At 72.5% G+C, this 23,671-nt stretch carries 22 protein-coding genes and 1 pseudogene; 17 read left to right on the top strand and 6 right to left on the bottom strand.

Annotated features, from left to right (window positions below):
• Nucleotides 1–172 precede the first annotated feature (172 nt).
• The 8 genes from Srubr_RS05410 to Srubr_RS05375 all read left to right on the top strand — a co-directional run bounded on the left by Srubr_RS05410 (nt 173) and on the right by Srubr_RS05375 (nt 9,055).
• On the top strand, nt 173–2,722 hold the full coding sequence (locus Srubr_RS05410) for a YfhO family protein (protein WP_189996217.1): 2,550 nt from the start codon (nt 173–175) through the stop codon (nt 2,720–2,722).
• 22 nt (nt 2,723–2,744) lie between these two features.
• Complete coding sequence (locus Srubr_RS05405) at nt 2,745–3,695, top strand: glycosyltransferase family 2 protein (protein WP_189996218.1); 951 nt, start codon at nt 2,745–2,747, stop codon at nt 3,693–3,695.
• The gene (locus Srubr_RS05400) at nt 3,695–4,063 is read left to right on the top strand and encodes a GtrA family protein (RefSeq protein WP_189996219.1); all 369 of its coding nucleotides are present in this window, start codon (nt 3,695–3,697) and stop codon (nt 4,061–4,063) included. Before Srubr_RS05405 ends, Srubr_RS05400 begins: the two co-directional genes overlap by 1 nt.
• A gap of 45 nt (nt 4,064–4,108) precedes the next feature.
• Nucleotides 4,109–5,137, top strand: coding sequence for an N-acetyl-gamma-glutamyl-phosphate reductase (argC, locus tag Srubr_RS05395; RefSeq protein ID WP_189996220.1), 1,029 nt, complete (start codon nt 4,109–4,111; stop codon nt 5,135–5,137).
• A 115-nt stretch (nt 5,138–5,252) separates the two neighbouring features.
• Entirely contained in the window at nt 5,253–6,404 is a 1,152-nt protein-coding gene (argJ, locus tag Srubr_RS05390) for a bifunctional glutamate N-acetyltransferase/amino-acid acetyltransferase ArgJ (protein ID WP_189996221.1), read from the top strand.
• Nucleotides 6,401–7,300: an acetylglutamate kinase gene (gene argB / locus Srubr_RS05385; RefSeq protein WP_189996222.1), complete on the top strand. Its 900-nt coding sequence runs from the start codon at nt 6,401–6,403 to the stop codon at nt 7,298–7,300. Before argJ ends, argB begins: the two co-directional genes overlap by 4 nt.
• Nucleotides 7,297–8,502, top strand: a complete 1,206-nt coding sequence (locus tag Srubr_RS05380; protein WP_189996223.1) for an acetylornithine transaminase — start codon at nt 7,297–7,299, stop codon at nt 8,500–8,502. The genes argB and Srubr_RS05380 overlap by 4 nt, the downstream gene beginning before the upstream one ends.
• A 7-nt stretch (nt 8,503–8,509) precedes the next feature.
• The gene (locus Srubr_RS05375; protein WP_189996224.1) at nt 8,510–9,055 is read left to right on the top strand and encodes an arginine repressor; all 546 of its coding nucleotides are present in this window, start codon (nt 8,510–8,512) and stop codon (nt 9,053–9,055) included.
• Nucleotides 9,056–9,447: 392 nt separating this feature from the next.
• Here the strand turns inward: Srubr_RS05375 and Srubr_RS05370 are convergent, their stop codons facing one another.
• Both Srubr_RS05370 and Srubr_RS05365 read right to left on the bottom strand, forming a co-directional pair.
• On the bottom strand, nt 9,448–10,152 hold the full coding sequence (locus Srubr_RS05370; protein WP_189996225.1) for a L,D-transpeptidase family protein: 705 nt from the start codon (nt 10,150–10,152) through the stop codon (nt 9,448–9,450).
• Nucleotides 10,153–10,155: 3 nt separating this feature from the next.
• The gene (locus Srubr_RS05365) at nt 10,156–10,743 is read right to left on the bottom strand and encodes a pyridoxamine 5'-phosphate oxidase family protein (protein WP_189996226.1); all 588 of its coding nucleotides are present in this window, start codon (nt 10,741–10,743) and stop codon (nt 10,156–10,158) included.
• Between the two features lie 127 nt (nt 10,744–10,870).
• On the opposite strand from Srubr_RS05365, the gene Srubr_RS05360 reads away from it, so the two are divergent.
• The 5 genes from Srubr_RS05360 to Srubr_RS05340 all read left to right on the top strand — a co-directional run bounded on the left by Srubr_RS05360 (nt 10,871) and on the right by Srubr_RS05340 (nt 16,922).
• Nucleotides 10,871–12,073: an argininosuccinate synthase gene (locus tag Srubr_RS05360; RefSeq protein WP_189996227.1), complete on the top strand. Its 1,203-nt coding sequence runs from the start codon at nt 10,871–10,873 to the stop codon at nt 12,071–12,073.
• Nucleotides 12,074–12,189: 116 nt separating this feature from the next.
• Nucleotides 12,190–13,623, top strand: a complete 1,434-nt coding sequence (gene argH / locus Srubr_RS05355; RefSeq protein WP_189996228.1) for an argininosuccinate lyase — start codon at nt 12,190–12,192, stop codon at nt 13,621–13,623.
• A gap of 169 nt (nt 13,624–13,792) precedes the next feature.
• Nucleotides 13,793–14,764, top strand: a complete 972-nt coding sequence (locus Srubr_RS05350; protein WP_189996229.1) for an aldo/keto reductase — start codon at nt 13,793–13,795, stop codon at nt 14,762–14,764.
• Nucleotides 14,765–14,847: 83 nt separating this feature from the next.
• Nucleotides 14,848–15,399 carry a TetR/AcrR family transcriptional regulator gene (locus tag Srubr_RS05345; protein WP_189996230.1) on the top strand — a complete coding sequence of 184 codons (552 nt, stop codon included), beginning with the start codon at nt 14,848–14,850 and terminating at the stop codon, nt 15,397–15,399.
• A complete protein-coding gene (locus Srubr_RS05340; RefSeq protein WP_189996231.1) occupies nt 15,396–16,922 on the top strand; it encodes an MFS transporter in 1,527 nt (508 codons plus the stop codon). The genes Srubr_RS05345 and Srubr_RS05340 overlap by 4 nt, the downstream gene beginning before the upstream one ends.
• 25 nt (nt 16,923–16,947) lie before the next feature.
• Here Srubr_RS05340 and Srubr_RS05335 read toward each other — a convergent pair whose 3' ends face one another.
• On the bottom strand, nt 16,948–18,555 hold the full coding sequence (locus tag Srubr_RS05335) for a multicopper oxidase family protein (protein ID WP_189996232.1): 1,608 nt from the start codon (nt 18,553–18,555) through the stop codon (nt 16,948–16,950).
• Nucleotides 18,556–18,678: 123 nt separating this feature from the next.
• Entirely contained in the window at nt 18,679–19,368 is a 690-nt protein-coding gene (locus Srubr_RS05330) for a lysophospholipid acyltransferase family protein (RefSeq protein ID WP_189996233.1), read from the bottom strand.
• Nucleotides 19,369–19,699: 331 nt separating this feature from the next.
• On the opposite strand from Srubr_RS05330, the gene Srubr_RS05325 reads away from it, so the two are divergent.
• From Srubr_RS05325 to Srubr_RS05315, 3 genes are all read left to right on the top strand, one after another.
• Nucleotides 19,700–20,875 carry a glycerophosphodiester phosphodiesterase gene (locus Srubr_RS05325; protein ID WP_189996234.1) on the top strand — a complete coding sequence of 392 codons (1,176 nt, stop codon included), beginning with the start codon at nt 19,700–19,702 and terminating at the stop codon, nt 20,873–20,875.
• Nucleotides 20,876–20,967: 92 nt separating this feature from the next.
• Entirely contained in the window at nt 20,968–21,474 is a 507-nt protein-coding gene (locus Srubr_RS05320; protein ID WP_189996235.1) for an RNA polymerase sigma factor, read from the top strand.
• Nucleotides 21,475–21,519: 45 nt separating this feature from the next.
• On the top strand, nt 21,520–22,017 hold the full coding sequence (locus Srubr_RS05315; protein WP_189996390.1) for a GNAT family N-acetyltransferase: 498 nt from the start codon (nt 21,520–21,522) through the stop codon (nt 22,015–22,017).
• 72 nt (nt 22,018–22,089) lie between these two features.
• Here the strand turns inward: Srubr_RS05315 and Srubr_RS05310 are convergent, their stop codons facing one another.
• Together Srubr_RS05310 and Srubr_RS05305 are read right to left on the bottom strand one after the other, a co-directional pair.
• The gene (locus Srubr_RS05310) at nt 22,090–22,509 is read right to left on the bottom strand and encodes a hypothetical protein (protein ID WP_189996236.1); all 420 of its coding nucleotides are present in this window, start codon (nt 22,507–22,509) and stop codon (nt 22,090–22,092) included.
• 1 nt (nt 22,510) lies between these two features.
• Nucleotides 22,511–22,870: a hypothetical protein gene (locus Srubr_RS05305; RefSeq protein ID WP_030613715.1), complete on the bottom strand. Its 360-nt coding sequence runs from the start codon at nt 22,868–22,870 to the stop codon at nt 22,511–22,513.
• A 70-nt stretch (nt 22,871–22,940) separates the two neighbouring features.
• Between Srubr_RS05305 and Srubr_RS05300 the strand changes: the two are divergent.
• A pseudogene (locus tag Srubr_RS05300) lies at nt 22,941–23,664 on the top strand (HAD-IA family hydrolase); the annotation flags it as partial.
• Between the last annotated feature and the right edge of the window lie 7 nt (nt 23,665–23,671).

The raw sequence follows: 23,671 nt of genomic DNA, 5'->3' as shown, positions 1-23,671 counted from the left end.
TCGCTCCATTTTTCGGTGAGCGCACAACCAATCGGAAACGGGCTCCGTCTAAGACCGCGAACAGACGGAGTACGCATTCTGTGAGGACACCGAAAATGCAGTGCAGCACTCCACCGGACGCGCCCGGCAATGCCGGGCGGAAGTCACGGCCGCACCCGGACGGGAACCGCGTGTGAAAGCGACCTCCCGGCCGGGGCGGGCCGCCTGCCTGCTCGCCGCCGCCCTCACGGTCACCGCGTTCTGCGCCGGCGACGCCCTCGCCCGCAGCTACCCCTTCGGTCCGCGCACCCGCGGCGTCAACGACCTGGGCAACCAGTTCGTGCCCTTCCACGCCCACCTGTGGGACCTGCTGCACGGCAGGGCCGAGGGCGGCCTCCTCGTCAACTGGCGGTCCGGCTACGGCGCCTCCTTCCTGCCCGACCTCGGCACCTACCTGGGCAGTCCGTTCGCCCCGCTGGTCGCCCTCTTCCCGCGCGACCAGATCGACCTCGCGGTGTACGTGATCACCGTCCTGAAACTCGCCTGCGCCGCCGCGGCCATGACCGGGCTGCTGCTCGCCTTCCGGCCCGGCCGCTGGTGGGCGGCGGGCCTGCTCGGCGCCTCGTACGCGCTGTGCGGCTGGACCCTGGCCGACGCCGACTACAACCCGATGTGGCTGGACGGGCTGATCGCCCTGCCCCTGCTGTGCCTGGTCGGCGAATGGGCGCGCGCGAAACGCCGGTTCCTGCCCGGCGTGCTCGTCGTCGCGCTCGCCTGGACCGCCAACTTCTACACCGCCTACATGGCCACCCTCGGCGCCGCCCTGGTGCTGCTGCTCCGGCTGCTGCTCGCCCGGCCGCCGGGCCGGCAGGCCCTCGCCACGGCCGGCCGGGCCGCCCTCACCACCGCCCTCGGGACGGGCCTCGCCGCCCCGCTCGTACTGACCGTGTACTTCGGCACCCGGCACGCCTATCCGGGCCGGGTGCGCGCCTTCGCCCCGGTGCCGGCCGAGGACGTGCTCGCCCGGCTGCTGCCGACGTCGTACGGCTGGGGCTCCCCGGCCCTCTACGTCGGCACCACCGCGCTCCTGCTCGCCCTCGCCCTGCCCTTCCACCGGGCCGTTCCCGGGCGGGTCCGGGCCGGCTGGACCGCCCTGGTGCTGCTGGCCGTCCTGTCCCTCCAGTGGGCGCCCACCCACCTGGTCTGGCACGCCTTCGCCACCCCGCAGGGCAGCCCCTACCGGCAGACCTTCGTCGTCTGCGGCCTCCTCGTCATCGCCGCCTGGCACACCCTGTCCCACGGCCCGCCCGGCCCGCGCGCCCTCATCCCGGCCGCCGCGCTGTTCGCCCTGATCACCGCCCTCGCCGCCCGCAGCACCGTGCTGCGGCCGCTCACCTGGCCGGTGCTGCTGCTCGCCGTCGCCGGCGCGCTGGGCGGCCTCGCGCTGCTGGCCCGCGCCGGACGGCGCGGACCGCTCGCCGCACTGGCCGTCGCCTTGCTGCTCGGCGCGCAGGCCGGGGAGAGCGCCGCCACCACGGCCGTCACCACCCGGCTGCACCTCGCGCGCCTGGACGACTACGCCCCCTGGGGCGAGCGGCAGGAGAGGCAGTCCGCGCTGATCGCCGAGGCCGACGGCTGGCCCCGCCACCGCACCGACCCCGGCCGGGAGCAGACCGTCGGCAACGACCCGCTGCTGGTGGGCGGCGAGGGCGCCCAGTACTACAGCAGCCTGACCTCCGACGTCCTCAGCCGCACCCTGACCGCCCTCGGCGGCGGCTGGACCTCCCGGGGACGCAGCGTGCAGAGCCTGGACAACGCCGTCACGGACGTGCTCTTCTCCGTCGGCGCCCGGGTGCACTCCCCGCCCGACCCGCACCAGCGGCACTCCCCGCCCGCCGCGTACCCGGCGCACCTGACCCGGCGGGACGTGCCGCCCCTGGTGACCGTGCGGCCCCGCCCGGACCACCGGCCCTTCGGCGACTCGCCCTACCGCAACCAGGAGATCCTGCTCGGCAGCCGCGTCTACACCGTCCCGCCGCTCGCCGTGCGGGACGACTCCGGCCGGCCCCTGCCCGACCGCCGGACCGGCACCGGCACCGCCCGGACCCGGCCGGTGATCACCGCCCGCTGCCCGGCGGGCACCCAGGTCCACCTGTGGGCCCCGCACTACTCCGGCACCGCCCGGCTCGCCGACGGCACCGCCACGCTCTTCAACGCCAAGGACACCCGCAGCCGCGCCGCCATGGCCCCGCTCGGCACCGCCCCCGCCTCCGGGCGGCTGACCGTCCGGCTCACCCCGAACCGGCCCGGCAGCATCCCGCCCGGCGCGATCGGCTGCCTCGACACCGGCCGGCTGCGCACCGCCGCCGCCCGCCTGACGGCCGGCGGGGCGCGGGAGGTCACCGTCTCCGACGGCACCGTGCACGCCCGGCTGCCCGCCGGGAGCCGGGGCCTCGCGGTCCTCGCCGCGCCCCGCATCGCCGGCTGGCGGTGCGCCACCGGGGACGGACCGGCCCGGCCGGCGGGGGAGTACCACGGCCTGATCGCCGTCCCCGTCGACCCCAGGTCCACCAGCCTGACCTGCACCTTCCACCCACCCGGCCTGCGGCTGGGCACGGCGGTCGGCGGCGCCTCGCTGCTCGTCCTCGCCGTGCTGACCGCCGGCAGTGCCCTGCGCCGCCGGCGCGCGCCGGCGACGCCCACCACCACATCACCGCGCGAGCGGGTGACCACCGCTCACTGATCGCGCCCAGGGGGAAACCGCCATGCTGATATCCATCGTCGCGCCCTGCTACAACGAGGAGGACGTCCTCGCCCGCTTCCACGAGGAGGTCCAGAAGGTCGCCGAGGAACTGCTGCCCCTCGGCCACGACATGGAGTTCGTCTACGTCGACGACGGCAGCCGGGACCGCACGCTCGCCGTCCTGAAGGAGCTGGCCGCGGGCGACGCCCGGGTGCGCTACGTCTCCTTCAGCCGCAACTTCGGCAAGGAGGCGGCCCTGCTCGCCGGGCTGCGGCACGCCTCGGGCGACTCGGTGATCGTCATGGACGCCGACCTCCAGCACCCGCCCGTGCTGATCAAGCGCATGGTCGAACTGCGCGAACAGGGCCACGACCAGGTCATCGCCCGGCGCACCCGCACCGGCGACCGGCTGACCCGGACCCTCACCGCGCGCCTGTACTACCGGCTCGTCAACCGCCTGGTCGACGTCGAACTCGTGGACGGCGTGGGGGACTTCCGGCTGCTGTCGCGCCGGGTGGTGGACGCGGTGCTGGACCTGACCGAGTACAACCGCTTCTCCAAGGGCCTGTTCGCCTGGGTGGGCTTCCCGAGCACCACCTTCGAGTACCAGAACGCCGTCCGCGAGGCCGGCCGCAGTTCCTGGAACCTGCGCGGACTGCTCAACTACGGCCTCGACGGCCTGCTGTCCTTCAACAACCGCCCGCTGCGCGCCGCCCTCTGGCTCGGGGTGACCCTGCTGCTGTGCGCGGGGGCGTACACCACGTGGATCGTGGGCGCCGCGCTCGTCCACGGCGTCCAGACGCCCGGCTATGTGACCATCATCACCGCCGTGACCGCCCTCGCGGGCGTCCAGATGGTCATGCTGGGAGTCATCGGGGAGTACACCGGCCGCATCTACTACGAGGTGAAGAGGCGTCCGCACTTCCTGGTGAAGGCTACCAATGCGGAACGGACGAAGGATCTCATTCCCTGATGCGGCAGATACTGACCTTCGCGGCGGTCGGTGTCGTCAATACGGCGACCTACTATTGTCTTTACCTGTTGTTCCTGACCGGCCTGCCGTATCTCGCGGCGCACATCCTGGCCTTCACGCTCGCCATGGTCGGCTCTTTCTTCCTCAATGCGCGCTTCACTTACCGGACCCCGCCGACCTGGCGGAAATTCCTGCTGTTCCCGCTGACGAACGTCACCAACTTCCTGATCACGACGGCCGGGGTGTATCTGATCGTGGACGTCCTGCACGCCGGGAGCCGCTTCGCCCCGCTGGTCGCGTCCGCCGCGGCGATCCCGGTCACCTACGTCGTGTCCCGCTGGGTGATGCTCCCCAAGTCCATTGCATAAACGTGCAGCGATACGTATAGTCATGCCATCCAGAGGAGGATGGACATGGCAGTACGTGCGGCGGTGGCCGGAGCGAGCGGATACGCGGGCGGAGAGGTCCTGCGGCTGCTCCTCGCACACCCCGAGGTCGAGATCGGTGCCCTGACCGGGAACTCCAACGCCGGGCAGCGGCTCGGAGCGCTCCAGCCGCACCTGCTGCCGCTGGCCGGCCGCGTGCTCGCCGAGACCACGCCCGAGGCCCTCGCCGGGCACGACGTGGTCTTCCTCGCGCTGCCGCACGGCCAGTCCGCGGCCGTCGCCGAACAGCTCGGCCCCGATGTGCTGGTGATCGACATGGGAGCCGACTTCCGGCTGAAGGACCCGGCCGACTGGGAACGGTTCTACGGCTCTCCGCACGCCGGCACCTGGCCCTACGGCCTCCCCGAACTCCCGGGCGCCCGCGCCGCGCTGGAGGGGTCCAAGCGCGTCGCGGTGCCCGGCTGCTACCCGACCGCCGTCTCCCTCGCCCTGTTCCCGGCCTACGCGGCCGGCCTCGTCGGGCCCGAGGCGGTGATCGTCGCCGCGTCCGGCACCTCCGGCGCGGGCAAGGCCCCCAAGCCGCACCTGCTGGGCAGCGAGGTCATGGGCTCCATGTCGCCGTACGGCGTCGGCGGCGGCCACCGGCACACCCCCGAGATGATCCAGAACCTCAGCGCCGTCGCCGGGGAACCCGTGCGGGTCTCCTTCACCCCGACCCTGGCCCCGATGCCCCGCGGGATCCTCGCCACGTGCAGCGCGTCCGCCGCCGCGGGTGTGACGGCCGACAGCGTCCGCGCCGCCTACGAGAAGGCGTACGCCGACGAGCCGTTCGTCCACCTGCTGCCCGAGGGCCAGTGGCCCGCCACGGCGTCCGTCCACGGCTCCAACGCCGTCCAGGTACAGGTCGCGTACGACGCCGCCGTGGGCCGTGTCATCGCGATCAGCGCCATCGACAACCTGACCAAGGGCACCGCCGGCGGTGCCGTCCAGAGCATGAACATCGCCCTGGGTCTCCCCGAGACCACCGGGCTTTCCACGATCGGAGTCGCGCCGTGAGCCGGGGGCACCTCCCAGCGGTGGCCGGGGGAGCGCGTGCGGCCACCGGGCCGCAGACGACGACGATGACCGCACCGCCGCACTGCACGGGCGGAGAAGCGAACAAGGAGACGCAGTGAGTGTCACGGCAGCCAAGGGATTCACGGCGGCGGGGATCGCCGCCGGGATCAAGGAGAACGGCGACCCCGACCTGGCCCTGGTGGTCAACGGCGGGCCCCGCCGTGCCGCCGCGGGCGTCTTCACCTCCAACCGCGTCAAGGCGGCCCCGGTGCTGTGGTCGGAGCAGGTCCTGAGGAGCGGCCAGGTCTCGGCGGTCGTCCTCAACTCCGGCGGTGCCAACGCCTGCACCGGGCCGAAGGGCTTCCAGGACACCCACGCCACCGCCGAGAAGACCGCCGAGGTGCTCGGCCGGGGCGCCATCGAGGTCGCCGTCTGCTCCACCGGCCTGATCGGCGAGTTGCTGCCCATGGACAAGGTCCTGGCGGGCGTGGAGACGGCCGCCGCCTCCCTGAGCGAGCACGGCGGCGAGAAGGCCGCCATCGCCATCAAGACCACCGACACCGTCCACAAGACCTCCGTGGCGACGCGGTCCGGCTGGACCGTCGGCGGCATGGCCAAGGGCGCCGGCATGCTCGCCCCCGGCCTCGCCACCATGCTGGTCGTCCTCACCACCGACGCCGACCTGGAGAGCGAGGTGCTGGACAAGGCGCTGCGCGCGGCCACCCGGGTCACCTTCGACCGCGTCGACTCCGACGGCTGCATGTCCACCAACGACACCGTGCTGCTGCTCGCCTCCGGCGCCTCCGGGATCACCCCCGACTACGACGAGTTCGCCGAGGCCGTGCGCGAGGTCTGCGACGACCTCGGCCGGCAGCTCATCGGCGACGCCGAGGGCGCCAGCAAGGAGATCAAGGTCGAGGTGATCAACGCGGCGACCGAGGAGGACGCCGTCGAGGTGGGCCGCTCCATCGCCCGCAGCAACCTCCTCAAGTGCGCGATCCACGGCGAGGACCCCAACTGGGGCCGGGTGCTCTCCGCGATCGGCACCACCCGGGCCGCCTTCGAACCCGACCGACTGAACGTCGCCATCAACGGCGTCTGGGTGTGCCGGAACGGCTCCGTCGGCGAGGACCGCGACCTGGTCGACATGCGCTACCGCGAGGTGCACATCGTCGCCGACCTGGCCGCGGGCACCGAGACCGCGACCATCTGGACCAACGACCTGACCGCCGACTACGTCCACGAGAACAGCGCCTACTCCTCATGACAACCCGCAAACACACCGCGCTGCCCAAGGCCCGCATCCTCATCGAGGCGCTGCCCTGGCTCACCCGGCACCACGGCAAGGTCGTCGTCATCAAGTTCGGCGGCAACGCCATGGTGGACGAGGAACTGAAGGCCGCCTTCGCCCAGGACGTCGTCTTCCTGCACCACGCCGGCCTAAGGCCGGTCGTGGTGCACGGCGGCGGCCCGCAGATCAGCGCCGCCCTCGACAGGCACGGCATCGCCAGCGAGTTCAAGGCGGGCCTGCGCGTCACCACCGAGGACGCCATGGACGTGGTACGGATGGTGCTCGCCGGGCAGGTGCAGCGCGAGCTGGTCGGCCTGCTCAACCAGCACGGCCCGCTCGCCGTCGGCCTCACCGGCGAGGACGCGCACACCATCAGCGCCACCCGGCACACCCCCGAGATCGACGGGGAACCGGTCGACATCGGGCGGGTCGGCGAGATCACCGCCATCGACACCGGTGCCATAGCGGCCCTGCTGGCCGACGGCCGCATCCCGGTCGTCTCCTCCATCGCCCGCTCCGAGGACGACGGACACGTCTACAACGTCAACGCCGACACGGCCGCCGCGGCACTCGCCGCCGCCCTCGGCGCCGAGACCCTCATGGTCCTCACCGACGTCGAGGGGCTCTACGTGGACTGGCCCCACTCCGACGAGGTGATCAGCCGCCTCACCGCCTCCCAGCTGGAGAAGCTGCTGCCCGACCTGAGTGCCGGCATGGTGCCCAAGATGGAGGGCTGCCTGCACGCCGTGCGCAACGGCGTGCACACCGCCCGGGTCATCGACGGCCGGGTCCAGCACTCGATCCTGCTGGAGATCTTCACCGACGAAGGCATCGGCACCATGGTCGTGCCGGACGAACAGGGGGAGTCATGAGCAACCAGGAACTGACCGCGCGGTGGCAGGGCGCGCTCATGGACAACTACGGCACCCCGCGCCTGCCCCTCGTCCGCGGTGCGGGCACCCGGGTGTGGGACGCCGAGGGCCGGGAATACCTGGACTTCGTCGGCGGTATCGCCACCAACGCGCTCGGCCACGCCCACCCCGCCGTCGTCGCCGCCGTCAGCGGGCAGATCGCCTCCCTCGGCCACATCTCCAACTTCTTCATGGCCGAGCCCACCGTCGCCCTCGCCGAACGGCTCCTGCGCCTCTTCGGCCGGGACGGCCGGGTCTTCTTCTGCAACTCCGGCGCCGAGGCCAACGAGGCCGCCTTCAAGATCGGCCGGCTGACCGGCCGCACCCAGGTGGTCGCCACCGAGGGCGGCTTCCACGGCCGGACCATGGGCGCCCTCGCGCTCACCGGCCAGCCCGCCAAGCAGGACCCGTTCCGGCCGCTGCCCGGCGAGGTCACCCACGTCCCCTACGGCGACGCCCAGGCGCTGGCCGCCGCGGTCACCGAGGACACCGCCCTGGTGGTCATCGAGCCGATCCAGGGCGAGAACGGCGTGGTCGTGCCCCCGGCCGGCTATCTCAAGGCCGCCCGCGCGATCACCGCCGCCACCGGCGCGCTGCTGGTCCTGGACGAGGTGCAGACCGGCATCGGCCGGACCGGGACCTGGTTCGAGTACCAGGCCCACGAGGGCGTGCTGCCCGACGTCGTCACCCTCGCCAAGCAGCTCGGCGGCGGGCTGCCGCTCGGCGCGACCGTGGCCTTCGGCCGGGCCGCCGAACTGCTCCGGCCGGGCCACCACGGGACCACCTTCGGCGGCAACCCGGTCGCCTGCGCCGCCGGACTCGCCGTGCTCGACACCATCGAGGCCGAGGGCCTGCTGGACAACGTCAAGCGGCAGAGCGAGCGGCTGCGGGAGGGAATCGAGGCGCTGAACCACCCGCTGGTCCACGGTGTCCGGGGCGCGGGCCTGCTCCTGGGTATCGTGCTCACCGGGCCGCGCGCGCCACAGGCGCAGGCGGCGGCCCAGGAGGCCGGGTTCCTGGTGAACGCGCCCGCCCCCGACGTCGTACGGCTCATGCCGCCGCTGAATCTGCGCGACGACGAGGTGGACGCGCTGCTCGGGGCGCTGCCCGGCATCCTCGACGCAGCGGGCCCCGTGGACGGGGACGGACGATCCGGAGAATGAGACGACGATGAGCGAGGCGCAGGACCACGAACAGGGCGTGGGGGCCGGGCCCGCCGTACCGCAGACCCGCACCGCACGGCACCGCCGGATCGTGGACATCCTCAACCGGCAGCCGGTGCGGTCGCAGAGCCAGCTGGCGAAGCTGCTCGCCGACGACGGGCTGAACGTCACGCAGGCGACGCTCAGCCGGGATCTCGACGAGCTGAACGCGGTCAAGATCCGCAACACCGACGGCGACCTGATCTACGCGGTGCCGAGCGAGGGCGGGTTCCGTACCCCGCGTGCCCCGCTGGGGGAGTCGGCGAAGGAGGAGCGGATGCGGCGGCTCTCCCAGGAGCTGCTGATCTCCGCGGAGGCCTCGGCGAACCTCGTGGTCCTGCGCACGCCTCCCGGCGCCGCGCAGTTCCTCGCCTCCGCCATCGACCAGGCCGAACTCCACGACATCCTGGGCACCATCGCCGGCGACGACACGCTGCTGCTGATCAGCCGGAACCCCACCGGCGGCCAGGCGCTGGCGGACCACTTGCTGCGACTGGCCCAGAACGGCCACTGAAGGGGGCGGCGGCGGGGGAGCGCCCGGTGCGGGCCCGCAGGCGCCGACCGCGCGGCCGGGACGCCGCACGGGCCCTCCGGCCGAGACCCCGGTGCCGGGGCGGACAGAGCTGGAGCGCGGTCCCGGGACGAGGAACCGCCGGCGGACCAGCCGGCCCGCCTCCGCGCCCATCCGGAGGTCAGGCCGCCGACGCTACCGAGTGCCATCGGGTGGCCGGCCGGCAGGCCCGGTGATCCGGCCCGCTCCCGGCATCCGGCCGGTGCCGTCGGCGACAGCCGGCGTGGTGTGCCACCACAGCCACAGCCGTAGCACGTCCGCCGCACCCGCCCGAGCGGCGAGCGGCAAGGCGGCCGGGGAACGGCGCGGGCGGGCGCGGCGCGTCCGGGGGCGCCTCAGTAGCGGGTGACGGCGGTGGCCCCGTCCTCGGTGCCCACCGCGATGTGCGGCTCGCGCTCCGGATCCGCCCAGCGCAGGATCCGCTCCATCGCCTCCTTGGGCACCGACACACAACCGGACGTCGGCCCGCGCCCGTTGACGTGCAGGAAGATCCCGGCGCCGCGTCCGCGCACGGGCCGGTCGTAGTTGAAGCCGATGACCAGGCCGTGGGCGTACTGCTCCCGGTAGTCGGCCAGGTGCTCGGACTCGGCGGCGCGGCAGTCGGCGGGCAGCGGGTCGACCCAGCGGTTGTAGGAGCGGGAGCCGTTGTCCTGGCACCACCAGGAACTGTCCTTCACGGCCCGGTACTCCACGCTCGTCCCGGCCGGCGCCGGCTCGGTCCCGAAGCCGAACGGGAGGTCGTACAGGCCGGTCGGGGTCGTTTCGGTGCCCTGTGTGCGGGTGGTGCCCTCGACCAGCCCGTGCGCTCCGAAGCGGGCCGGCGCGGTTCCGGCCCGGACCCATCGGCCGTCCCGGAGGTCCCACCAGGCGACCGTGCCCTCGGTGGCGCCGGTGTCCGGGGCCTGGGCGACGATCAGCTGGGAGCCGCCGCCGGTGTCCGCCATCCGGGCCGGCAGCGGTGCCGGTTCCCGGCCGGGGGCGGCGCCGAGCAGGGCGAGACAGGACACGGACACGAGGGCGAGGACCACACCGGGGCGCATGCCTCAGACGCTAGACGGGGGCAGCGGCAACGGCAGCCCGGGCAGTCCGTCCAGGCTGGTCGCGATGTGCTCCTTCTGGGTGAAGTACGCGCTCAGTGAGGCGTCGTCCTCGCGGGCGAAGCGCCTGCCGTGCAGGTCGCGGTCCTCCTCGTACGCCATGAAGGGGACGGCGTAGCCGCAGGAGTCGCGGACCACATCGGCGTGCACCACGATGACGGCGCGCAGTCCGTGCGCGGTGTGGTCGATGTCCGGGAAGCGGGCGAGGAGGTCCGGGAAGCGCGGGTCGTCACGGAAGACGGGCTCGCCTCGGCCGTGCACGCGCACGATGTTGGGCGGGCCCTGGAAGGCGCACCACATCAGTGTGATCCGCCCGTTCTCCCGCAGGTGGGCGATGGTCTCGGCGGTGGACCCGGCGAAGTCCAGGTAGGCGACGGTGAGTTCGTCCAGCACCACGAAGGAGCCCTTGAGCCCCTTGGGGGAGAGGTTGACCGTGCCGTCGCCGGAGAGCGGGGCGGTCGCGGTGAAGAAGAGCGGCTGTGCCTCGATGAAGGCGCGCAGTCTGCCGTCTATGCGTTCATAAGTCTTTCCCATGACTAACGATTATCGCGGAAGATCCTTCGCCTGTCTAAGTATTTCTCCCTCGAAGGGCTGATTGACGAATCATGCAGACTCCTGCATACTCATGCATATCAGCGAATGCACTGTGAGGAGAAAACTCGTGACCGAGCGCGTCGTACTGGCCTACTCAGGCGGTCTGGACACCTCCGTCGCCATCGGCTGGATCGCCGAGGAGACGGGCGCCGAGGTCATCGCCGTTGCGGTCGACGTCGGCCAGGGCGGCGAGGACCTGGACGTCATCCGCAAGCGCGCCCTCGCGTGCGGTGCCGTCGAGGCCGAGGTCGCGGACGCCAAGGACGAGTTCGCCGACGAGTACTGCCTCCCGGCGATCAAGGCCAACGCCCTGTACATGGACCGCTACCCGCTGGTCTCCGCCCTCTCCCGGCCGACCATCGTCAAGCACCTGGTCGCTGCCGCCAAGAAGCACGGCGCCACCACGGTCGCCCACGGCTGCACCGGCAAGGGCAACGACCAGGTCCGCTTCGAGGCCGGCATCGTCGCCCTCGCCCCCGACCTGAAGTGCATCGCCCCGGTCCGCGACTACGCCATGACCAGGGACAAGGCGATCGCCTTCTGCGAGGCCAAGCAGCTCCCGATCGCCACCACCAAGAAGTCCCCGTACTCCATCGACCAGAACGTCTTCGGGCGCGCCGTCGAGACGGGCTTCCTGGAGGACATCTGGAACGCCCCGATCGAGGACATCTACGAGTACACCTCCAACCCGGCCGCCCCCCGCGAGGCCGACGAGGTGGTCATCACCTTCGAGGCGGGCGTCCCGGTCGCCATCGACGGCAAGCCCGTCACCGTCCTGCAGGCCATCCAGCAGCTCAACGAGCGGGCCGGCGCCCAGGGCATCGGCCGGATCGACATGGTCGAGGACCGCCTGGTCGGCATCAAGTCCCGCGAGGTGTACGAGGCCCCGGGCGCGATCGCCCTGATCACCGCCCACCAGGAGCTGGAGAACGTCACCGTCGAGCGCGAACTCGCCCGGTTCAAGCGCCAGGTCGAGCAGCGCTGGGGCGAACTGGTCTACGACGGCCAGTGGTTCTCCCCGCTCAAGCGCGCCCTGGACGGCTTCATCAACGAGGCCAACCAGCACGTCTCCGGCGACATCCGGATGACCCTGCACGGCGGTCGCGCGGTCGTCACCGGCCGGCGCTCCCAGAAGTCGCTGTACGACTTCGACCTCGCCACCTACGACACAGGCGACACCTTCGACCAGTCGGCGGCCAAGGGCTTCATCGACATCTACAGCCTGTCGTCGAAGATCGCCGCGCGGCGTGATCTGGCAGGCGGAGCCTGACGCAGACCTGGCCTGACACACGAGGGTCACCTCACCCGCATCGGCCCGACAGCCGCCTCCCCGCCCGGAAGCGTGGGGAGGCGGTGGCACATCACGAGCTTCGAGGAGCAACGCAAGTGAGCAGCAACAGCGGTGACGTACGGCTCTGGGGCGGCCGTTTCGCCGACGGACCCGCCGAGGCCCTGGCGAAGCTGTCCGCGTCCGTCCACTTCGACTGGCGGCTCGCGCCCTACGACATCGCCGGCTCGCGTGCCCACGCGCGCGTCCTGCACAAGGCGGGGCTGCTCACCGAGGACGAGCTGACCCGGATGCTGGCCGGCCTCGACCGACTCGAAGCGGACGTCGCGTCGGGCGCCTTCGTCGGCACCATCGCCGACGAGGACGTGCACACCGCCCTGGAGCGCGGCCTGCTGGAGCGCCTCGGCCCGGACCTCGGCGGCAAGCTGCGCGCCGGCCGGTCCCGCAACGACCAGGTCGCCACCCTCTTCCGGATGTACCTGCGCGACCACGCCCGGATCATCGGCGGCCTGATCGCCGACCTCCAGGACGCCCTGATCGGTCTTGCCGAGGCCCACCCGGACGTGGCGATGCCCGGCCGCACCCACCTCCAGCACGCCCAGCCGGTGCTCTTCGCCCACCACGTCCTCGCCCACGTCCAGTCCCTGTCCCGGGACGCCGAGCGGCTGCGCCAGTGGGACGAGCGGACGGCCGTGTCGCCGTACGGCTCCGGCGCCCTCGCCGGCTCCTCCCTGGGCCTGGACCCGGAGGCGGTCGCCCGGGACCTCGGCTTCGAGCACGGCAGCGCCGGCAACTCCATCGACGGCACCGCCTCCCGGGACTTCGTCGCGGAGTTCGCGTTCATCACCGCGATGATCGGTGTGAACCTCTCCCGGATCGCCGAGGAGATCATCATCTGGAACACGAAGGAGTTCTCCTTCGTGACCCTGCACGACGCCTTCTCCACGGGCTCGTCGATCATGCCGCAGAAGAAGAACCCTGACATCGCCGAGCTGGCCCGCGGCAAGTCCGGCCGGCTGATCGGCAATCTGACCGGCCTGCTGGCGACCCTCAAGGCCCTGCCCCTGGCGTACAACCGAGACCTCCAGGAGGACAAGGAGCCGGTCTTCGACTCCTGCGACCAGCTGGAGGTGCTGCTGCCCGCCTTCACCGGCATGATCGCCACGCTCACCGTCCACCGCGAGCGCATGGAGGAGCTGGCCCCGGCCGGCTTCTCGCTGGCCACCGACATCGCCGAGTGGCTGGTCAGGCAGGGCGTGCCGTTCCGGGTGGCGCACGAGGTCGCGGGGGAGTGCGTCAAGGCCGCCGAGGCCGAGGGCAAGGAGCTGGACGACCTCACGGACGAGCAGTTCGCGAAGATCTCCCCGCACCTCACCCCCGAGGTCCGCACGGTCCTCAACGTCCCCGGCGCCCTCGCCTCCCGGTCCGGCCGCGGCGGCACGGCCCCGAGCGCGGTGGCGGTCCAGCTCGCGGAGGTCAAGGCGGACGTGGCACGTCAGCACGAGTGGGCGGTGGCCAAAAAGAAGCAGTAGGGGAGCGCCCCCTCAGGGGCGCGGAACTGCGCGACAAGCCACCACGCACACGCACTCGCCGACGAGCCGGTACCGCCCGGGTTCTCCAGGCGCCCGGCTCCACAAGTGGGGTGTCATCGCGGGTTACGTTGGCCGGAAGCCCACCGCTACCGACCGAACGGACCCCGCGATGCCCTTCGCCCGCCTCGCGACAGCGACCACCCCCACCCGCCGCATCGGCCTCGGCCTCGCCGCCGTCGGCCGCCCCGGCTACATCAACCTCGGCCGTGGCGAAGACCTCGGAGAGAACCGCGGCGTCGAGGCACTGCGCGCCCGGACCCACGCACTCCTCGACGCCGCCTACGCCCAGGGCGTCCGCTACGTCGACGCCGCCCGCTCCTACGGCCGCTCCGAGGAGTTCCTCGCGGACTGGCTGGCCGCCCACCCCGGCATCGACGACGTGGTCATCGGCAGTAAATGGGGCTACACCTACACCGCCGGCTGGTCGGCGGACGCCGAGACGCACGAGGTCAAGGACCACAGCACCGCCGCCTACGACCGGCAGCGCGCCGAGACCGACGCCCTGCTCGGCGACCGGCTCGACCTCTACCAGATCCACTCGGTGACCCCGGACAGCCCGGCCCTGACCGACAAGGACCTGCACGCGAGGCTCGCGGAGGCGGCCGCCCGGGGCCTCACCCTCGGCTTCTCCACCAGCGGCCCCGCCCAGGCCGACACCATCCGCGCGGCCCTCGCCGTCACGGTCGGCGGCGAGCCTCTCTTCCGTACCGTCCAGTCGACGTACAACCTCCTGGAGACCTCGGCCGGTCCCGCCCTCGCCGAGGCGCACGACGCCGGGCTCACCGTGATCGTCAAGGAGGGCATGGCGAACGGCCGGCTGGCCGGTCCGCACGCCCCGGACGCCCTCAAGGCCGTGGCCGCCGCCACCGGGCTCGGCTGTGACGCGGTCGCCCTCGGCTGGATCCTGCGCCGGCCCTGGGCGGGCGTGGTCCTCTCCGGCGCGGCGACCGTCCCCCAGCTGCTGTCGAATCTGCGCGCCCCCGCCGTCGACCTGGACCCGGACCGGCTGGCCCGTCTCGCCGTGCTGCGGGAGGAGCCGCACGCCTACTGGGAGCGGCGCCGGCAGCTGCCCTGGCACTGACACACACCCGCTACGAGCTGGGAAAATGAGCCACGCGTGCCCAGGATGAGACATCAACGTCTCATCTGGGCTACTCTTGTCTCATGGCCATCGACCGTGACCACGTGCTGCGCAGCGCAGCCGCCCTGCTGACCCGCAAATCCACCGCGACCATGGACGAGGTCGCCAAGGCCGCCGGGATCAGCCGGGCCACGCTGCACCGCCACTTCGCCGGCCGCGACGCCCTCGTCAGGGCCCTGGAACAGCTCGGCATCGCCGAATGCGAGGCCGCGCTGGACCGCGCCCGGCTGGAAGAAGGTCCCGCGGCCGAGGCCGTCCGCCGGCTGGTCCGCGAGATCCAGCCGGCCGCCGGACTGCTGTCGTTCCTCTACGGCGAGAACCAGCTGTGGGAGGGCGACGGGCTGAACGAGGGCTGGCAGCGCCTGGACGCCCGGATCAGCGCCCTGTTCCAGCGCGGTCAGCGCGCCGGCGCATTCCGTATCGATCTCAGCCCGGTCTGGCTCACCGAGGCGCTGTACGGGCTCATCGCCTCGTGCGCCTGGGCCACCCTGGACGGCCGGGTGGCCTCCCGGGACTTCCCGACCATGATCGCCGAGCTGTTGCTCGGCGGCGCACTGCGAAGAGAGGAACCATGACCAGCACCCTGCGGCCGGACCGGACGACCGAGGCGGTGAAGCGCCCGGGCCGCTGGCTGGCGCTGTCCGTCCTCGTCCTGGCCGTGCTGCTGGTGGCCGTCGACGCCACCGTCCTCGGCCTGGCGACCCCCTACATCAGCGAAGACCTCCACCCCTCCGGCACCCAGCTGCTGTGGATCGGCGACGTCTACTCCTTCGTCATCGCCGGTCTGCTCGTCTCCATGGGCAGCCTCGGCGACCGCATCGGCCGCAAGCGGATCCTGCTGGTCGGTGCCACCGCGTTCGGCGCGCTGTCCGTGCTCAACGCCTACGCCACGACGCCCGAGCTGATGATCCTGGCCCGGGCGCTGCTCGGCGTCGCGGGCGCGACCCTGATGCCCGCCACACTGGCCCTGATCCGCAACATCTTCCACGACCCGCGCGAACGCAGCCTGGCCGTCGGCATCTGGGGCGCCACCGCCTCCGCCGGCATGGCCGTCGGCCCGATCGCCGGCGGATTCCTCCTGGAACACTTCTGGTGGGGCTCGGTCTTCCTGATCAACCTGCCGGTGATGGCCGTCCTGGTGCTGGTCGGCGTGCGCACCCTGCCCGAGTCCCGCAACCCGCGCCCGGGGCCGTGGGACCTGACCAGCGTGCTGCTGTCGCTGGCCGGCATGATCGGCCTCGTCTACGCCGTCAAGGAGGCGGCGGCGCACGGCTTCTCCTGGCCGGCCCTCGGTGCCGGCCTGCTGGGCGCGGCGGCGCTGTACGGCTTCGTCCACCGCCAGCTGACCATGCCGGTGCCGCTGCTGGACATGCGGCTGTTCCGGCGGCGCGGCTTCAGCGGCGCGGTCCTCGCCGACCTGCTGACCGTCCTCGGCATGTCCGGCCTGGTGTTCTTCCTCTCCCAGTTCCTGCAACTCGTCCAGGACCGGCACCCGTTCGAGGCGGGCCTGGCCGAACTGCCCGCAGCGGTGGGCGCGGTGGCGGCCGGTCTGGTCGCGGGCCGCGCGGCCCGGCGCTTCTCGGTCCGCGCGGTCGTCGCGGGCGGCCTCGCCGCGGTCGGCGTCGCCCTGGCGGCACTGACCATGATCGGCCAGACCACCGGCTATCCCGTCCTCGGCGCCGCCCTGCTGGTGGTCGGCGTCGGCGCGGGCCTCTCCTTCACGGTGACCGCCGACGTCATCCTCTCCAGCGTCCCGAAGGACCAGGCGGGCGCGGCCTCGGCGGTCTCCGAGACGGCGTACGAACTGGGCGCCGCCCTCGGCATCGCCCTGCTGGGCTCCATCGTGACCGGCGTCTACCGCGACTTCGCGGGCCCGGCCGGCACCCCGGCCGGGGCCCACGAGTCGCTGGGCGCCGCGGTGCAGGCCGCCGCGCTCCTGCCCCCGCACCAGGCCGAGGGGCTGCTCGGCGCGGCCCGCGAGTCCTTCGTCCACGGCCTCCACCTGGCCTCGGCGGCGGGCGCGGCGGTCCTGCTGACGGCGTCGGCGGTGGCGTGGTTCCTGCTGCGGGGCCAGAAACTGGACGGCGACGCCGGGTGAGCCGAGCGCGCCGGCCGCGCCGCCCTCACTTCTTGTAGCCGAGGACCGTCATCATCCCGCTCTCCGAGTGGTACTGGTTGTGGCAGTGCAGCATCCACAGCCCCGGGTTGTCGGCGTCGAAGTCGAGCACCAGCTTGCGGTGCGGCAGCACCAGCGCGGTGTCCTTGCGCGCGCCCGCGGAGTCCAGCCCGGTCACCGCGAAGGTGTGCCCGTGCAGGTGCATCGGGTGCCACATGTCGGTGGCGTTGATGAGGGTGAGCCGCACCCGCTCACCGGCACGGACCGGGTGGCGCTGCTGCGGGGTGTAGGTCCTGTGGTCGAACCCCCAGTCGAACTTCGCCATCGTCCCGGTGATCCGGATGCGCACCTCGCGGTCCGGCTTCCGGTCGTCCAGGGCCACGGACTCGTGGGGCAGCAGCCGGCGCGCGGGGACGGTGTTGCCGTCGATCTCCCGCGGGCGGACCTCGCCGGCGGGCGGGGACTTGCGCGTCTTGCCGGTGTGCAGGACGGCGAGGGCCCTGCCCTTCTTGCCCTCGGGGAGGGCGACCAGCGGGAACATGCCGTCCCGGGCGGTGATCAGCACGTCGTACCGCTCCGCCATGCCGACGAGGAGCGCGTCGGTCTCCTTGTGCCGCACCGGGTAGCCGTCGGTGTGCGTGACGGTCATCTTGTGGTCGCCCAGCGCCACCCGGAAGGCGGTCTCGGAACCGGCGTTGATGATGCGCAGCCGCACCCGCTCGCCGGGGCGGCAGCGGAACACCGACGGCGCGTCGGGCAGCCGGCCGTTGATGAGGTAGTGCGGGTAGGCGACGCTGCCGCCCTCCCCGTTGAGCATGCGGCTGTGGGACTTGTGCAGCACCCGGTTGGGGCCGGTGGGCTTCTTGGACGGCTTCGGGTGCCCCTTCGTCGGGTGGCCGGGGCCCATGGCCATGCCTCCCATGTCCATGGCGCCGCCGGGCTTGAGCTGTTCCAGGACGTTCTCGGGGGTGGAGCCCTCCACACCGTCGAGCCAGTCGTCCAGGACCAGGACCCACTCCTTGTCGTAGGAGAGGGGTTCCCTGGGGTCCTCCACGACGAGCGGCGCGTACAGGGCCCGGTCGGGCTGCATCCCGACGTGGGAGTGCAGCAGGTACGTTCCCGGGTGCGCGACGGTGAAGCGGTAGCGGAAGTCGGTGTCCGGGTGGATGGCGCGCTGGGTCAGGTCGGGGACGCCGTCCATGTCGCAGCGCAGCCGCACCCCGTGGGAGTGCAGGGTGGTGGTCTCGGGCAGCCGGTTGGCCAGTGTCAGGTCGAGCACGTCCCCGGCGGTGACCCGCACCAGGGGGCCCGGCACCTCCTCGTTGTACGCCCAGGTACGGACGGAGCGTCCGCCGATGTCCAGCTCGGTCTCCGCCGCGGTGAACCGCAGGACGCGCTCGCGGCCGGCCCCGCGTCTGCGTTCGGCGGCCAGCACCTCCGGATCCGAGGGATTGACGTAGCCTCGGGGCCCGGCCGGGACGAACCTCTCCCCGCCGCCGGGATGTTCGGGTCCGGAGCCGGACTCCGGGCCGGAACTGGTGCAGGCTGCCAGGAATCCCGCGCCGGCGGCGGCGAGGGGGGTGCGGAGCAGGGTACGCCGAGAAGGTGTGAACATGTCTAAATAAGACATGTTGGGTGGTCAGGTGGCCCGGTAATGCGGCCGAATGCCCTATGTGTCGGGGGCAGATTCCACCGGCAGGCGGAGGGCGAGGGGCGGTACGCGCTCGCCCCGGGGGGCTCAGGCGGCCTTCGCCTTGGTGGCGTACATGTCCACGTACTCCTGCCCGGACAGCCGCATCACCTCGGTCATCACCGAGTCCGTCACCGCCCGCAGGACGTAGCGGTCCCGGTCCATGCCGTCGTAGCGCGAGAACTCCATGGCCTCGCCGAACCGCACGGTGACCCGGCCCGGCCGCGGGAGGCCCTTGCCGCTCGGCTGGAGCTTGTCGGTGCCGATCATGGCGAACGGCACCACCGGCGCTCCGGTCATCAGGGTCAGCCGGGCGATGCCGGTGCGGCCCCGGTACAGCCGCCCGTCGGGCGAGCGGGTGCCCTCCGGGTAGATCCCGAAGACCCGGCCCTCCTCCAGGACGCGGCGCCCGGTCATCAGCGCCGCCACACCGCCGTTCGCCCCGTCCCGGTCCACCGGGATCATGCCGACGCCGGTGAAGAACCAGGCCATCAGCCGCCCCTTGAAGCCCTTGCCGGTGACGTACTCGTCCTTGCCGATGAAGTGCACCTGCCGCTTGGTGACCAGCGGCAGCACGATCGAGTCGATGAAGGTGAGGTGATTACCGGCCAGAATCACCGGGCCGTCCCCCGGGATGTGCTCCGCGCCCTCCACCTGGGGGCGGAACATCAGGCGCATGATCGGTCCGAGCACTGCCTTGATGAGCGCGAAGCGGGACAACGGGTCCTCCGATGTCAAGGGGGGCGATATGAGTCTGTGCAGGTGAGGACATTACTCGCGGGGCACGCCCGCGCGCACATCGGAGGCGTCCGCTTCGCCGAGGTCTTACCAACTATTGACACGCGTTCACCTGGGGTGGCGCGGGCCGGACGGCGGGTAACGGCCTTGTGCGCGTGTGACGGACATCGCGCCGGCCCGGGTCCCGCCCCCCGGCCGACGCCCCGTCACCCTCCACCGCCCGCCGGACACCCGACGGCACCCCGGTGTTCGAACGAGGGCCTCCCTTCGGTCATGTGTACGCCCCTACGATCGGCGCGCACCGGCAGAAGCGAACGGCAGGAGGGCGCTCATGGGCGGCGACCAGGACAACGGGCAGACGCAGGCGACGGGACGGCGGGCACTGCTCGGCGCCGCGGTGCTCGGCGCGGGCGGAGCGGTCCTCGGACTGCCCGGAACCGCCCGGGCCGACGCGACCCGCCCGGCCGGACGCCCGGGCCGCGGGCTGAAGGGCCTGCCGGTGCCCACGGTCATCGCCCACCGGGGAGCCAGCGGCTACCGGCCCGAGCACACCTTCGGCTCCTACGACCTCGCGCTGGACCTGGGCGCCGACGTGGTCGAGGCCGGCGACCTGGTGCCGACCAAGGACGGCCACCTGGTGTGCCGGCACGAGCCGGAGATCGGCGGCACCACGGACGTCGCCGCCCACCCGGAGTTTGCCGGCCGCAGGACCACCAAGGTGCTCGACGGCGTCCCCACGACCGGCTGGTTCACCGAGGACTTCACCCTCGCCGAGCTGAAGACGCTGCGCGCCGTCGAACGCGTCCCGGCCAACCGGCCGCACAACACCCTCTACGACGGCCGCTGGGAGATCCCCACCTTCGAAGAGGTCCTGAAGTGGCAGGACGAGCAGACCCGCAGGCGCGGCCGGCAGGTCTGGATCTACCCGGAGACCAAGCACCCCACCTACTTCCGCGAGCTCGGCCTCGGCCTGGAGGAGCGGGTGGCCAAGCTGCTGCGCAAGTACGGCAAGGACGGCCGGCACTCCCCGGTCGTCATCCAGTCCTTCGAACCGACCAGCATCCAGCGGCTGAACCGGCTGGTCGACAACCCCCTGGTCGTCCTGCTCTCCTCGGCGAACAGCCGGCCCTACGACTTCGTGGCGGCGAACGACCCGCGCACGGTCGCCGACCTCGTCACCCCCAAGGGCCTGCGGGAGATCGCCGGCTACGCGCAGGGCATCGGCCCCACCGTGGACCTGGTCATCCCGAAGAAGGCGGACGGCACCCTGGCCGAGCCCACCACGCTGGTCTCCGACGCGCACCGGGTGGGACTGGTCGTGCACCCCTACACCCTGCGCAACGAGAACCCCTTCCTGCCCGCCGAGTACCGCAGGGGCGGCGCGGCCGACGGCTACGGCGATGCCCTCGGTGCCTTCCGGACGTACTTCGCGACCGGCATCGACGGCGTCTTCACCGACAACCCCGACACCGGACTGCTCGCCCGCGCCGACTTCCTGGCCGGCTGACGCCGTCAACCACCGCACCGGCCGTCCCCCCGTTCGGGGTGAGTGTGCGCCGCCCCGGCAACCCGCCGCCGGGGCGGCTCGTCGTTCCGCATATGACCCACGACCTGGTAGCCGCCCTGCGCCCGCTGCTGGCCGCCGAGGCCTCCGCCGAGGCATATGCCTCCGGAAGCGAGCCGGGCGATCTGGAGCAGGCCGTCTGGCTCCGGCTGCTGGAGCGGCTGCGGAGCGACGGGCCGCCGCCGGACCCGCCCGGCTGGCTGCGCGAGGCCGTCCGCGCCGAGGCCCGCCGCTCCCGGCACGCCACCTGGCGGGAGCGGCCGTACGACGGCGAACCCCCCGACGTCCTCGGCCCCGGGCCCGAACAGCACGCCCTGACCGCCGCCCGCCACCGCGCCCTGCGCCAGGCGGTCCGCCGGCTGCCCGGACGCTGCCCGCGCCTGATGGAGGCGCTGCTCTCGCCGCAGGACCTCACCTACCGGGAAATCGCGGGCGAGTTGGGTATCTCACAGGGCAGTCTGGGACCGGAACGTTCCAGATGTCTCGGTTGTCTGCGGAGATTGCTCACACCGGAGGTTGCGACGCGCGGAGCGCGGGGATAGGAGTGGGGGACGACAGGTGATCAGGTGAGCGGGAGGCGTGCGCACATGGGCATGAGCGTGACCATCTCGGCGGCGACCGAGCAGGACGCGGAGCAGATCTTCAGGCTCCAGTACCTCTGCTTCCAGAGCGAGGCCGCGCTGTACGGCAACTACCGCATCGACCCGCTCGTGCAGACCCTGGACTCCGTCCGCCAGGAAGTCGCCACCGACTGCGTCTTCGTCGCCCGGCTCGGCGAGGAGGTCGTCGGCTCGGTGCGCGGCAAGGTGACCGAGGACGGCGCGGCGGCCATCGCCAGGCTCTGCGTGCACCCCCGCCTCCAGGGCCACGGCATCGGCGCCCGGCTGCTGCACGCGGCCGAGGCCGCACTGGCCGAGCGGCACGGCGCCACCCGCTTCCGCCTCCACACCGGCCACCGCAGCGAGGGCAACCTCCGCCTGTACCGCAAGGTGGGCTACCAGGCGGTGGGCCGGGCCAAGGGCGACGACGGCGTGGAAATGATCATCCTGGAAAAGGAGACGGGCGCCTTCGTCGCCACGGCGTGACGAAAAGCGCCCCCGAAGGGGCGCGGGGAACTGCGCGACGAGCCACGGACGACCCGCACCCGCCGGCGTTCGTCAGGCCCCCCTCCGCTCCCGCGCCCTCCGCAGCCAGTACATCGCGGACAAGGGCAACAGCACGGGAATGAACACGTACCCCATCCCGTACTCGGACCACACGGTCGCGTCCGGGAACGCCGACGGCTCCACCAGCGTCCAGGTGCCGACGACCAGCACCCCCGCCAGCTCGGCGGCGCAGCACACCAGCGCCGCCCTGCGCGCCGTCTCCCCGCCCCGCACCAGCGTGTACGTGATGAACGCGTACACCACACCCGCCACGGCCGACAGCGTGTACGCCAGCGGCGCCCGGTCGAACTCCGTGGCGATCTGGTACACGGAACGCGACAGCGCGCCGACCACCATCACGCCGTAGAACCAGACCAGCAGCATGCCCGGCCCGCTGATCAGCCGGGCCGGCTTCTCCTGAACCGCCGTCACCTCAGCCTCCCCAGATGTCGTAGAGCCGTACTTCCAGGACGGCCAGCACCACCCCGGCCGCGGCGACCGTCACCGAGCCCCAGCGGGTCCGCTCGGCCAGCGACATGAGCCCCGCGGCCGGCACGCACGCGAACGAGCCCAGCAGATACGCCACGAAGATCGTCGTGCCCTGCTCCGGCTTCTCGCCCCGCGCCAGCTGCACGATCCCGGCCACCAGCTGGACGAGGGCCAGCACCGACACCACGGCCATGCCGATGAAATGCCAGTCCTTCGTCGGCTGGTCGCGATAGGCGGCCCAGCCGCACCACGCGGCGAGCAGGAGCGCGGCGACCCCGGTCACCAGCATCAGGGCGTTGAGCATGCCGTGACCTTATTACGGCCGAAACGTGCCCCGGCCGCCGCCCCCGCCGAACGCCGTAGGGCCTGCACCCATGACGATCCACGCGCACGCCCTCCTCTCCGACGACGACGGCACCCTCGTCTCCTCGCCCGACTCCGTCGAGCGCTGCTGCTCCTTCCCCCGAGGACTCCGGCAAGCTCCGTCCTCGGGGGGACCCCCACCACCCAGGAGTACGGGATCACCGCCGAGGAGTTCGGCCGCGTGGAACTGCGCGGGCGCCCGGCCGCCGAGATCGTCGCCGACCTGCCGCCCGCGCACCTGGTCCCGGAGGCGGTCGCCCGGGTCGAGCGGCTGGAGGTCGAGGACGTGCCGAACGGGGGCGTACGCCTGCTGCCCGGCACCCGGGACTTCCTGGACGCCCTGCCCTCCCCCAACTCCTCGGCTTCGCTCGGAGCCGGGGGACCCCCATCCGCTGGGCCGTGGTCACCTCCGCCACCCGCCGCCTCGCCGAGGCCCGCCTGGGTGCCGTCGGCATCACGCCGAAGGCCCTGGTCTCGGCCGACGACGTCACCCGCGGCAATCCTCACCCCGAGCCCTGTCTGCCGGCCGCCCGGCAGCCCGGCGTGGACACTGCCCAGTGCGTTGTCTTCGAGGACGCCCCCGCCGGACTGCCGGCCGGCCGCGCGGCCGGCATGACCACCGTGGCGTTGGCCACAACCCACCGGGCCGCGGACCTGGACGCCGACCTGGTGGTCGACGACCTGTCGGCCTTGTCCGCACTGGTCACCGACCGGGGCGTGACGACATCCCGCCGCGGCCGAG

Origin of the sequence: Streptomyces rubradiris (assembly GCF_016860525.1) — a bacterium.
Classification (GTDB): domain Bacteria; phylum Actinomycetota; class Actinomycetes; order Streptomycetales; family Streptomycetaceae; genus Streptomyces; species Streptomyces rubradiris.
This window is presented reverse-complemented; position numbering and strand designations above follow the sequence as displayed.